This window comes from Cupriavidus sp. WGlv3 (assembly GCF_023952475.1).
GTDB lineage: Bacteria > Pseudomonadota > Gammaproteobacteria > Burkholderiales > Burkholderiaceae > Cupriavidus > Cupriavidus phytorum.
In genome coordinates this window covers 1-11,022 of sequence record NZ_JALHRX010000046.1, presented here as the reverse complement: position 1 = coordinate 11,022, position 11,022 = coordinate 1, and the positions used below count along the sequence as shown (strand labels likewise).

12 protein-coding genes are annotated in these 11,022 nt (G+C 62.5%); 6 read left to right on the top strand and 6 right to left on the bottom strand.

What is annotated here, in order from left to right:
- From MKD38_RS29745 to MKD38_RS29720, 6 genes are all read left to right on the top strand, one after another.
- On the top strand, positions 1-277 hold a 277-nt coding region (locus MKD38_RS29745; RefSeq protein WP_147298081.1), incomplete at its 5' end, for a DEAD/DEAH box helicase.
- Positions 278-325: 48 nt separating this feature from the next.
- The gene (locus MKD38_RS29740) at positions 326-691 is read left to right on the top strand and encodes a calcium-binding protein (protein ID WP_012354507.1); all 366 of its coding nucleotides are present in this window, start codon (positions 326-328) and stop codon (positions 689-691) included.
- Between the two features lie 162 nt (positions 692-853).
- Positions 854-1,642: a DUF6884 domain-containing protein gene (locus tag MKD38_RS29735; RefSeq protein WP_240074692.1), complete on the top strand. Its 789-nt coding sequence runs from the start codon at positions 854-856 to the stop codon at positions 1,640-1,642.
- Entirely contained in the window at positions 1,639-1,971 is a 333-nt protein-coding gene (locus MKD38_RS29730) for a hypothetical protein (protein ID WP_012354509.1), read from the top strand. The genes MKD38_RS29735 and MKD38_RS29730 overlap by 4 nt, the downstream gene beginning before the upstream one ends.
- A 320-nt stretch (positions 1,972-2,291) precedes the next feature.
- Positions 2,292-3,239: a tyrosine-type recombinase/integrase gene (locus MKD38_RS29725; RefSeq protein WP_012354510.1), complete on the top strand. Its 948-nt coding sequence runs from the start codon at positions 2,292-2,294 to the stop codon at positions 3,237-3,239.
- A gap of 428 nt (positions 3,240-3,667) precedes the next feature.
- Positions 3,668-4,099, top strand: coding sequence for an HU family DNA-binding protein (locus tag MKD38_RS29720; RefSeq protein WP_012354512.1), 432 nt, complete (start codon positions 3,668-3,670; stop codon positions 4,097-4,099).
- A gap of 853 nt (positions 4,100-4,952) precedes the next feature.
- Here the strand turns inward: MKD38_RS29720 and MKD38_RS29715 are convergent.
- The 6 genes from MKD38_RS29715 to MKD38_RS29690 all read right to left on the bottom strand — a co-directional run bounded on the left by MKD38_RS29715 (position 4,953) and on the right by MKD38_RS29690 (position 10,984).
- Positions 4,953-5,471 (bottom strand): hypothetical protein, encoded by a 519-nt coding sequence (locus MKD38_RS29715; protein WP_012354514.1) that lies wholly within the window; start codon positions 5,469-5,471, stop codon positions 4,953-4,955.
- An 85-nt stretch (positions 5,472-5,556) separates the two neighbouring features.
- Positions 5,557-5,787 (bottom strand): hypothetical protein, encoded by a 231-nt coding sequence (locus MKD38_RS29710; RefSeq protein ID WP_012354515.1) that lies wholly within the window; start codon positions 5,785-5,787, stop codon positions 5,557-5,559.
- A 168-nt stretch (positions 5,788-5,955) separates the two neighbouring features.
- Positions 5,956-6,456 (bottom strand): hypothetical protein, encoded by a 501-nt coding sequence (locus MKD38_RS29705; RefSeq protein ID WP_240074693.1) that lies wholly within the window; start codon positions 6,454-6,456, stop codon positions 5,956-5,958.
- An 84-nt stretch (positions 6,457-6,540) separates the two neighbouring features.
- Positions 6,541-8,862 carry an AAA family ATPase gene (locus MKD38_RS29700; protein WP_012354517.1) on the bottom strand — a complete coding sequence of 774 codons (2,322 nt, stop codon included), beginning with the start codon at positions 8,860-8,862 and terminating at the stop codon, positions 6,541-6,543.
- On the bottom strand, positions 8,850-9,380 hold the full coding sequence (locus MKD38_RS29695) for a hypothetical protein (RefSeq protein WP_012354518.1): 531 nt from the start codon (positions 9,378-9,380) through the stop codon (positions 8,850-8,852). The genes MKD38_RS29700 and MKD38_RS29695 overlap by 13 nt, the downstream gene beginning before the upstream one ends.
- Before the next feature lie 176 nt (positions 9,381-9,556).
- Positions 9,557-10,984 (bottom strand): metallophosphoesterase family protein, encoded by a 1,428-nt coding sequence (locus MKD38_RS29690; protein ID WP_012354519.1) that lies wholly within the window; start codon positions 10,982-10,984, stop codon positions 9,557-9,559.
- Between the last annotated feature and the right edge of the window lie 38 nt (positions 10,985-11,022).

Here is an 11,022-nt window from a genome sequence, read left to right as displayed (position 1 = left end):
CGTTGAGAATCAGGCCACCGACCGCGCGCACCGTCTCGGGCAAGACAAGCCCGTGTTCGTCTACAAACTGATCACCGCGGGCAGCGTCGAAGAGAAAATCGTCGCGATGCAGGAACACAAGGCAGCGCTTGCCGAGGCCATCCTGTCGGAAGCTGGCGCCGGCGCCGCCAAGTTCTCCGCCGAAGACATCGAGGCGCTGTTCGAACCGATCCCGGCTGCACCCACCGTCGTCGCGTTAGCCGCGAAGCCACGGGTTCGTACCAAAGCGGGAACATAATCTGGCCTTGCTGCGACGCATTGTCGGCATCTGACCACCCCAAACCCCATGGCAAAGCCAGGCGTCAACCAACACGAACAGCGAATCTCGATGGAGATTGTGGTCGACGCGTACACCGAAGAAGAATGCGCGATGGCGTGGTACTGCCATCTTGAGGACAGCCTAAGCTTTCCCTTCGAAGCGCGGGTACATCAGGCCATGGCCGCGTCCCCGCTACGTGCTGGCGAGCGAGTCTCCGTCATCGTCCTCGCTCATGACCAGCTGTGCCGCGTTGCCATCTTCGTGCGCGCACAGCACAACCGGCGTGAACTCGTCGTGCCCCTTGCCCAGCTCGTTCCGGTCCGAGCCGACCAAAGTACTCGACTTGCTGTCTCCGACTGGCACTACTGGTGCGACCAAGGTTACAGCTTCTGAGTCCCACACCGTCGCCGACTGCGTCCTCCGACTGAGTCACCACGAACAATAAACACCTGACGGCCGCGAAGGGCCCGTTCGACGTCTTGTCAGCCCACTCCGCGTCAGGCGGCGGCGCGTGGTTGCCTTGACTTTGGTGGCGGGTCTGTAGAGTGAAAAGCAATGCAACGCAACTCCATGCCCATGCTTTCGACTATGCAGCTTTCCCTTTTCCCCCACGCAACAATACCCCGCCCCGATGCCAGCGAGCCGGTCCTGCTCCTGATGGCCTGCTCGAGCACAAAGCTCGATCGGGATGCGCGCGCCATCGACCTATACCGGGGCGTGATGTACGAATCGTACCGGGCACACGTGCGCAGCGATGCGGCGCCCCGTGTTTTGATCCTATCCGCGCGCCACGGTTTCCTGCAACCCGACACCAAGATCGCCCCCTACGATGAGCCCATGACGCGGCAACGCGCCGACCAAATGGTGGCCGACTTGTCGCGCTACCTGCGGCCCGCTGCGTGGCCAACCCGTATCGGCAAAGTGATGCTCGCCGGGGGCAAAGAGTATCGGCGCGTCATGCATGCCGCGCTGGCCCGCCAGTACGGTCCCACACTGCCTGCCCTGCAGGAAACCAGTGGTGGCATCGGCATGCAGCGGTCGCAGCTCGGCGCTTTCCTGGACGGCTTGACGTCGGTCTTCCGCCACCGGATCGGCCAGCATGCCAACGGCACACCGCTCTATCGTGGGTACGGATGGATCGAGGCCGGCGCCATCGCCACCCTGCTCTACCGGGCCGCGCCCGCTCTTCCCTCGCGCCAGGCTCGCGTGCTCTCCGTCTTCCAGGGGCCGGGCGGCCCCACCGCCGACGTCGAAGTGGAAGAGTTCGTACGCGGCCGCGCGAAAATCTGCCCGCGTTGGGTCAGCGTCCGGGATCTCCATCCGTCCACCGAGGTGCTGGCATGAGCGATTTTGACCGACAGCTGCATCGGGATGCGGTTGAGCTGTGCCAAACCGGGCCAGCAACGCCCGACAAACTCGTGGCACTGGCCCATGCAGGGCTCAAGGCGTGGGCGAAGGTCGGCAATCTGCAGTTCCCTCCCGAAAGGCGGTATGCACTGCTCCAACAAATCATGCGTTACTGCGCCTGGGAATGCCTGCTGGCGTGCTGCTTCACGCAGGCGGACCGCTTGGAGCGGATCGCGGAGATGCTGGACGCCGCCTACCCTCGCTACGCCTGCACCCGCGCACGACTCGACGCGCGCCGCAACCGCTATGGACGCCCGCGGTTCTGACCACTGACTGGCAGTGTCCCGTCTCACAGTAAATGGACGACAGGCTCCCGAAGAATCAACAAGTTGGACTCCTGTGTCTCAAGATAATTGGGCTGGATTCTCACAGTAAGTGGGCTAATGGTGCGATCTGTCTCACAGTTAATGGGTACACGGAGGCGGCGTCCCGGCCGGTTTGCCACCGGTTGGCACCTATATAGTCCTCCCTCCGCCTTTTACCCAACTTTGAGAATCCAACCCACTAACTGTGAAACAAAACTCAACAACTTTGAGACGTGACACTGGCAGTCATATCCGCCGCGTAGCGGTGGCAGGGGTGTGCGATGGGCCAAATTCAGTATATAACAGCGTGCATGACCCAAATGGACTCCCTCTGGTTGAGCAACCCAACGCAAGCGTACGGGGACTGGCAGGTTCGCGAAGCGGCCGGCGCTGATGGCCGCCCCTTCTCGGCGCGCTCGATCGTCCAGCATCAGGCGATGTTCGAGCATTTTCGTCGGCATCTGCTAGCAAGAGGCACGACCATTGCCTCATTTGGCACAGCCGACGTCGACGCGTTCTGGCAAACCCACAATGGCCGCACATACTCCCAGGCAACCCGCATGCGGTATGTGAAGTTGCTGGACCGGCTGTGCCGACACCTGGTCTTCACCGGCGTACGGCAGGACAACCCAGCCGCTGCCCTGCTTTCAGCTGAACGCTGGCCAGACCAGGAGCCGACGCCTCAGTTCCTGACCGAAGCCGTGGACGCACGGCTGCAGGCGTATCTGCAATCGCCTCCTGACGATCTGGCCAGTTTGCGCAGCCAAGCAATTGTCGCGGCATTCCTCGGTACCGGCATTACCGCGGCGGAAGCGCGCGCAGCCCGCTGTGCGGATCTGTGGCCGGACGCGACGCCACCCTACCTTGTCGTGCGGGCACATGGACTACGAGACGCCCGAACGGTTCACCTGGCCAGCTTCGCGGTACCGCCGCTGCGGGCCTGGAGCACTCGGCGTGCGGCCCTAGCCATCGAGGGCGAGTTGCTTTTCACGCTTACCCCAGAGGGTCTGCCGATCACCGACATGAGCTTCGGCCGAATCGTGTCTGAAATCCTCAACGCGATCGGCGCCACCAACGTCGAAACGAGCCCGCGCACGCTGCGCAATACCTTCTGCCGCCGCCAACTTCTGGCGGGCCAACCACGGGACGAAGTCAGCCAAATGCTCGGACTTGCCAGCAACCGGACCTGCGACCGAATTTTTGCCACCATCCATCAACCAACAATCTAGCGGAACACGCTAGCGCTACAGAGGGACCAACAATGCCGGCACCGTACCAGAGCCATATGGACATCCCGCGGGACACTGTCAAAGCCATCTACCGCAGCGCGATTGATCCGCGGGCTAGTGACGGCGAAGGTGCCGCCTGGTGGGACGCTGTCGCTGCGGAAGTGCTGGCCGTCGCTCGCGCGGAGATGAATAACGCCGCAGCCGCGGCCATCATTGCCTGGTGGCATCATGACTGGAGCCAGGTGAGCGATTCGCCGAAGGCAGCTGCCGCGCGTATACGCCGCGCATCCCGGGCCCTTTCACGGCGAGTCCGCCAGTGAAGTGCGGGGAATTTCCTGCTTGCATAGGCGCCGGGTTTTGCTATTCTTCGCCGGTGCGCTGCAGGTCAGATCCGGCTTGCAGGCGCGCATTTCCAACCAGATACGACCATGGCCACGAAAGCGAAACCTGTAGCAAAGACTGCAACGAAGACCGCAGCTAAGAAGGCTGCCCCGGCCAAAAAGGCCGCTCCTGCCAAAAAGGCTGCCGCTGCCGCCCCGGTAGCCAAGCCGCTGAAGGACACCTTCAACAAGTCCAGCCTGCTGGCACACCTGGTTGCCCAGACCGAGCTGGACAAGAAGACCGTTCAGACCGTGCTGGCTCACCTGGAGAACACCGTGCTGAGCGCGGTCCACAAGAAGGGTGCTGGCGAATTCACCCTGCCGGGTCTCTTCAAGGTGTCGGCCATTCAGGTGCCGGCCACCAAGAAGCGCTTTGGAAAAAACCCCTTCACTGGCCAGGAGCAATGGTTCGCCGCGAAGCCGGCCAGCGTGAAGGTGAAGGTGCGCCCGCTCAAGAAGCTGAAAGACGCTGCCGCTTAATCGCCTAAAAGGCGTAAACGGAAAAGGCCCGACATCGCAAGATGTCGGGCCTTTTCCCATGTAAAGACAACAACTAACATGAAGGATTTCAAGAAGAAGCGGGCCCGCAGCCCGGAGTGTAACGGGCCCTCCCGTCGATGGTTTAGCGAGTAAGCTTTTCGAGAGAGACTCGCGCCATGTCTGGCAAGGCTCGAACGAAGAATACGTCGGCCACGTAGTAGCAGGCGATGAACTCCGCGACTTCATCGATTACCGATTCCGGGTCTTGGTCACCAATCCAGAAGCAAAAGATTGAGTCATTGTCGGATTCCGGTTTTTCGCTTACAGGCAGCGTTCCCGCCATGTGCGTTGGACATGAATCTGCCCATTCCGCTGGGCAGCTTTCCCGGAAGGGAATCAAAGTCAGCGCTGGCGCATAGGGTACTTTGAGCCGTGCTCTTGGCGTCGATCGCTGCTTAGACGACCGACCATCGCCCGGGCCGGCATGTTGTTGTCCGGAATCCCCAGATGCTGTCTGGTCACTGGCGCTATGGGCCGCTGAGAGCGCGCCAGAGAGACTCTTATTAATCATGATTGGTTCGAAATAGAAATCGCCCTCGCCCCATTTGGGGCACCGGGCACGATTGAGGCAGGATTTTAGGCGCGTACTGCAGCGCTAGCGCTACGAAATCGATGACAGCGTCTGCCTCGTCTGGGAGGCGAAGAATTCCCGCTCGTAACCACCGACCCGCAATACCTCGCTAGCCAGTTGGCTGAAGCCGGCGCGCGCCCTCCGCAGGGCCGCCAGAGCCCATCGAACTCCGAGTCATGCAGCCCGATATTGACAATCGGGTTCATTGACGCTCCTTCAGTGTCAGCCAGCAGCAACCTGCGGATGCAGTCTGCGAAGCTCCTTCGGGTTGGTGTTGATGTATGTGCGCATCCCGTCCAGCTCGATCACGAGGTGGTGGTCAAGACAGGCGGCATACGACGATACCTCGACCTCCTTGGCCGACTCAAAGGCGGCCAGGACCCTCGCACGGTCAACGTCTGCACCCACCCATGCAAACACGCGGATGAATGTATGTACCTTCTTGCCGCGAGGCAGCAACTTTGCGGCGTGTTCCGCCGAAATCATGATTTTTGTCATAGTGTGAGATGTAGATTGCAGGCCAGCACCTGCACGATTGAACGAGAAATTCGCTTCGCGCTTTACGTGAATGTCACCACGGCCGTCAGACCGGATCGTGGATCGAGTCGGACAGACTGGCCAGGGTTCAAGCTTTGGAATCCGCTCCATGACCTCATAGGCGGGCACGCATGAGCCCGGCTGCTTGCCGTCCATGTCATCGATGCTGGGCCCCATGATGGCGATTACGAGCATCACACTCATGAAGTCGCTTCACCGGTTGTTGGCCGGGCCTTCTATAGGAAGCAATAAACCCTCGATGAGCGAGGGCGGCATGTGCGTGCATGGCTCACAGCCAGCCCGGACGAACAAGTTTCATGAGCTTTCGCGTGTTGCGTAGGGCCCGCACGCGAAGCACGATACACAACGCTGCCATGGCTGCATCAGCGCCGAAGCAACACAGCAACTGCCAATGGAGAAGGGCCGCATCGGGAGTCGTGACGCGAAAGTACAGCGCCAGCGACAGCATCGCCACCACAGCAAGGACAGCAGTGCCAGTAACGCGAGAGTGGATAAACATGGACAGGCTCCGGAAATGGACGGAGCCTTGCCCATAGGGAAGGCCCCTATGGGTGAAAGAAATTTGCTGACTGGTGCCAGCGAGGTCGATGCGTCGATGACGCGGGTAGTAGTCAGATTCTAGCGAGAAGCGCACGCGGCGACAATCCGCCGTCGAGGAGGCCTACACTCATTTGTCGTCCGAAGACGCGAGCATGGCGACCTCACAGAGGACATAGCGCGAGAACATCGCGTCGAAGTCCTCTTTCTGCTTGCCTGAGAAAAAGACACCGGCCACGTCGCCGTGGTCGATCTTCAGGCGCAGCTGCACCGCCAGACAGGCTGCATGCAGGGCATCCTCCACCAGCCCCGAAATGAGCATGCTTACCTTTTCCATCCCGCTCGCCAGCCAAGTATCCAGTGCCTGCTGGACCTGGTTTGCCGCCTCGCAAAACGCTTCAGCATCGCTTTCGGTGACGCGGGGAAAGAGGCGCGGTAGGTCGCCATCGTCCGCACACAGTCCCCCGAATTCGTTGGCGTCGACGTAGTCGTGAAGCGCGCTGAAGGTCTTTACTGTCGGCGGTATGCGGCCCGAAGCGATCTCCTGTCGGATTTGAGCCTTTCCCAATTCGATCGCGTTGGCGACGAACTCCTCCTGCTCCGCGGTCAGCTTCATTGTCGTTGCATTCATGGTGTCATCTCGGAAGTCATAGAAAAAAGGCCCGCACCCCTTTCGGGAATGCGGGCATGATCAGAAAGGAACGGAGTCGCGGCGCTACAGAGCCGCGAGCGCCACGACGTCGATGACGGCATCGGCTTCATCCACGAGATCGGGCGTCTGGCTGATGAAGAATTCCCGCTCGTAGCCGCCAAGCCGGAGCACCTCGCGCTTCATCTGCATGAAGGCACGTTTGCGCTCCGGATCGAGCGGCCCGTCCGCTTCGTCGGTGAACAGGGTCTGGAACGGCTGCTGCGTGTCTTGCGCCCGGTACAGGGCGATTCCACGCGTCAGGCATTCGTTGATCCACACCTTCTGGCCGCCACTCAGCACCGAGAAATCCTTCGTCGTGCCGTTGTCCGCGTCAAGAACGCTGATGGCGAAGCCCTCCCGGGCGTCACCATTGGCCAGCTTCGTCTGGGTCTGGATGGCGACCGTGAAGCGCCTTCCGTAGCACGCCAGCAGCAGGTCATTGACCATCGCGGTGATGGCAGGGCCCGCGTCGTCGATCGACAGGGCAATGACGCCATCGTTGCCGAGACCCTTGGCAAGCAGCTTCCATTGGGCAATCTCGTCGGACAGGCGCTGGACCCGTGATTCCAGACCGTCCAGCCCGGCAAGCTCCCGCTCGATCAGACTGCGCTCGGTGGCCAAGGCGCTTTGCCGGCGGATCAGCGATTCGATCCGGCCGTCCAATGCACTGACCGCCTCGCGGCTGGCTGCAAGCCGACGATCGAGATCGGCAACGAGGCCCGTCACGTCCGTCACAGCCAGGCTGTCGCGCTCGCGCTGCAGGCTCGCCAGTTGCGTGTCCACGTCACGGATATCACGGTCGAGCCGCGCCTTCCGTTCGGTGTCCTCCGCGTCCAGGGTCACGAGATCGCGTTGCGCCAAGTCCAATGCGGCCGCCGAAGCATCGAGCAGAGGCTTCTTCGCTGCAAGCCCCGTGAGGCGCTGCAGATCTGAATTGCCCTGCTCGACTTCCTGCCGCAGCGCTGCAACGGCGCGGCGCACCTCATTGAGCCGCGCCAGCGCTTGGCCCAACTGCTGCAAGGCTTCCTGCTTTGCCTTGTAGCTGGTACGCAGGTTCGCCACTTCGATGACCTGTGGCTCGAGCTTGCCCTTGGCTTCGCGCGCTTGGGCCAGCAACGGACAACGCGCGTGCATGTCATGGCCAGCGCACGGCACCTGGTCCATCACTTCCGTCTGGGCCTTTAGCGTCTTGACCAACTGCGCCGCCACCGAGCCGCGGGATTCCATCCCCCTTAGCTCACTGGCGATCGCCGCGTGCTGGCCGGCAACGGGCTCCAGATCGGCAAGCTCCTTCTGCAGGCGGTCGAGTTCGCCGCGATGGCGGCCGAGAGCCAGCTGCGCTTCGTCACGCTGATGGGCTGCCGCCTTGATGGCTTCAGCCTGTGCAAGCGTGGACCGGTGCTCCGCAGCAAGGCGTTGCAGATCCTGCCGCCGCGCCGAAGCCTTCGACGCCGCAGCACGGGCGTCGCCGGCCAGCTGCTGCCGGCGGCCCGTCAGTTCACGATGGCGCTGGTCCAGCTCGCGCAAGCGTGCTTCGGTTCCGGCAGAAGCGGCCTGCTTGGCCGCCAGCGTCGCACGCTCCTGCTCCAGCTTGCTGCCGCTGGTGAGCAGTTCTGCGCGGCGGGCGCGCTCGGCGTCGAGTCCTTCGTCAATCTGGCAAATCTCCTGGGCGATCGCGTTCACGGTGTCGCGCTTGCCGGACAGCACAAGCACGTCCCGCTGCACCGTCTCCAAAGCCCGGTTCAACGCCTTGGCGACGTCGCCTGCCTTGGCCGACAACTCGCGCAGGTGGTCGATCCCGAGCAGCTCGGCGAGCAGCTTCTTGATCTCGGCAGGCTGATAGGTGGTAAGCGGCCGACGATTCTGGGCAGAGAAGACGCTCGTGAAGAATGCCTCGGCCGAACCCAGCACCGCCTCGAGGCAGAGACCATAGGTCTCCGCCTTGCCATCGGACAACGTTCCGTCGGCCAACTGCACCGGCTTCCAGTCGCCACCCACCTTCTCGAACAAGTAGTACTCCGCCTTGCGGCTCTTGCCCGGGTTACGGAATGCGAATGCCGACCGGTAGATCTTGCCGCCATGTTCCCATTCGAGATCCTTCTCTCCGCGCGGGGCGCACAGGTGGTCCCAGTACGAAAACGCGTCGGCCGACATCTTGGCCGCGTGGCTGGGCATGATCGGATACGGATGCAGGTTGTCCATGATCGTCGTCTTGCCGGCACCGTTCGGGCCGACAATGGCGATCAGCCCAGCGGGCAAGGAAGAGAGGTCGACGGTAATGCTGTCCCGTTGCATGCCGTCACGGATCCCGTGGAATCCTGCGAGGGTCAGCTTCAGTGGGCGCATTCGGACACCTCCATGCCGGTAAAGGAGTGGAGGTAGTCCGGCGGCACTTCCATCACGTCATCATCCAGCAACGGCATGTCTGCCGTCATGGATTGTTGGGCGGTGGGTGCGTCATGCGCGGGGTTGCCCGCGATCGCGCGCTCGACCGAGCGGCGTGCGGCCGCGAACTGCGCTGCGGCCATCGTCATGAGAGCATTCCAGTCCCCCTCGCCGGTCAGGGCGCGGAGTTCCAGCTCGCTCCACTGGGAAGCCAGGCCATGCGAGAACGACCAGATGAGGTCCTGCAGTTCCTTGGATGGCGCCACGGCATAGAAGGTGTTACCACCGGCCTCGCCCAGCGCCATCACCAGCATGTGGTCATGCTTGGCAATGACCGCGCCCCGGCCTGCGCCAAATGGCTCGTACAGCGTGCATGGGGTGAATCCATGCTGATCGGTCAGGCGCTTGGCCATCTCCGAACGATTGATAGACGTCTCGTCGACGAACAGCCACTGCGGGCCGGCGTGGTACAGGACCATGTTGCACTCCTCAGGATAGGACGGAGTGCGCCCCGGACGGGAAGCACCCGTCAGGGACAATGGAAAGAAATGGATACTGCTGGGTCGATGCGTCCAGGACGCGGGGTGAAACCGGGTTTCGACTGCCACAAAGGCAGTCGGAACATGGCTTGCATGCTCAAGGTGTTGGCGTATTGCTACGCAAAAAGGTCGTCGGTCAGCCACTCCATCTGCGGCGCTGCTGGAGGGGTCAAGCCCAGTGGTTCGGCACGCGTAGTTGGTACATCATCGACGGGCGTCGCGAACGGGCTGGCTCCGGATGGGAAATCCTCCGACCAGGCGGGCGATTCCGCGGGTTCCGGCGCCGGCATGCCGCGCAACTGCTCAAGCACGCCGTCAGCAATCGACTGCGCGTCAAGCGATTCCAGTAGCGCCAGCCGTTCCGCGAGAGGGCCTGTTGCAACACCGGTCAGTTCCCCCCACCGCGAAAGCTTCTCGAGTAGGCTTGCCGCACGGCTGATGCCTTCGGCACGGCTGCGCACGGCGGGCAGGACGCGGGCTTCGATCTTCAGCTCCGCGCTCTTGCCGAACAACGCCATGATGGCGTCGCGGTCGACCAGCTGCCGATGCTCTTCGTTCACCGTCCAGCGCACGCGCACGAACTTGTCGGCAGCCTCGGCCGCAACGGCAGCCAATGCGTCCATGTCCGGCGGGCCATCGAAGTCCACGCAGACCGTCTCGCGCGCGGGCGTCTCCACCAGCTGCGCGGTCGCCCGGCCCGGAACGATGTCCCATTGCAGGTATCCTTTGGCGCCGATCTCGCCGTAGTGGAAGCGTCCGATGGAGCCTGGATAGGCAACCACCCTGCCCTCCCGCTCCCATTGCTGGGCACGGTGGATGTGGCCGAGTAGGAAGCCATCGCACTCGGCCTCGAACAGGGCTCCGATCCTGAACTCATGATCGAAGCCTGCCATGGGCACGCCGTGCTCGGTCTGGCAGCCATTGACCGTGCCGTGCGAGACGCCGACCGTGGCGATTCCCCGACTGCGCAAGCGAGCGTTCATCGTGCCCGCCGCCACCAGGTAGCTGGCCAGGTGGTCACCCACCGCGGTTGCCGCATTGGCCACGCCAGCGGCCGCAGCCAGCACCGCCTTGTTGACAGTCGGCACGCAGGTGAAGACAACCTTGGGCATGCCGTGTTGGGCCAGCAGGGCGTCAAACTCCGCGTCGGTGAAGATGGGACCACCAGACGGGTGAAACGCGCCGTCACACACCGCCACCTGGTGGATGCGATCAGCGACGTACACCGGATACTGCGCACCGATGAGCCTGAACACGTCCAGCGTGCCGGGCGGTTCGTGGCTAAATGTCCCTTGTAGCATCAAAACCGGGCAGTAGCCCGAGAGCCGATGGATGCGCCGCGCGAGCGATCCAAACGCCGGCGTGTGCGCATCGAGTCCGTGGTCCGTCGAATCGCCGGACACGACGGCCACGTGGCAGCCGGAGACGATGGCATTTTCAACTGCGAATCCGAAACACCGGTCGGCCTCGGCGAGGTTGCCGGGCGAGTAATGCAGGTCAGAGAAGTGGGCAAGCCACAAGGGTTCGCTCTCGTTGAGCATCATGCTACCTCCAAACGAAATGTGCCGGCGAAGTGCGGCAG

What these genes read in the sequence shown, in the direction of transcription:
- MKD38_RS29715 (WP_012354514.1), bottom strand. Translation starts at nt 5,471, where the DNA reads ATGAGTGTGATGCTCGTAATCGCCATCATGGGGCCCAGCATCGATGAC.
- MKD38_RS29730 (WP_012354509.1), top strand. Translation starts at nt 1,639, where the DNA reads ATGAGCGATTTTGACCGACAGCTGCATCGGGATGCGGTTGAGCTGTGC.
- MKD38_RS29710 (WP_012354515.1), bottom strand. Translation starts at nt 5,787, where the DNA reads ATGTTTATCCACTCTCGCGTTACTGGCACTGCTGTCCTTGCTGTGGTG.
- MKD38_RS29695 (WP_012354518.1), bottom strand. Translation starts at nt 9,380, where the DNA reads ATGGTCCTGTACCACGCCGGCCCGCAGTGGCTGTTCGTCGACGAGACG.
- MKD38_RS29720 (WP_012354512.1), top strand. Translation starts at nt 3,668, where the DNA reads ATGGCCACGAAAGCGAAACCTGTAGCAAAGACTGCAACGAAGACCGCA.
- MKD38_RS29740 (WP_012354507.1), top strand. Translation starts at nt 326, where the DNA reads ATGGCAAAGCCAGGCGTCAACCAACACGAACAGCGAATCTCGATGGAG.
- MKD38_RS29690 (WP_012354519.1), bottom strand. Translation starts at nt 10,984, where the DNA reads ATGATGCTCAACGAGAGCGAACCCTTGTGGCTTGCCCACTTCTCTGAC.
- MKD38_RS29735 (WP_240074692.1), top strand. Translation starts at nt 854, where the DNA reads ATGCAACGCAACTCCATGCCCATGCTTTCGACTATGCAGCTTTCCCTT.
- MKD38_RS29700 (WP_012354517.1), bottom strand. Translation starts at nt 8,862, where the DNA reads ATGCGCCCACTGAAGCTGACCCTCGCAGGATTCCACGGGATCCGTGAC.
- MKD38_RS29725 (WP_012354510.1), top strand. Translation starts at nt 2,292, where the DNA reads ATGGGCCAAATTCAGTATATAACAGCGTGCATGACCCAAATGGACTCC.
- MKD38_RS29705 (WP_240074693.1), bottom strand. Translation starts at nt 6,456, where the DNA reads ATGAATGCAACGACAATGAAGCTGACCGCGGAGCAGGAGGAGTTCGTC.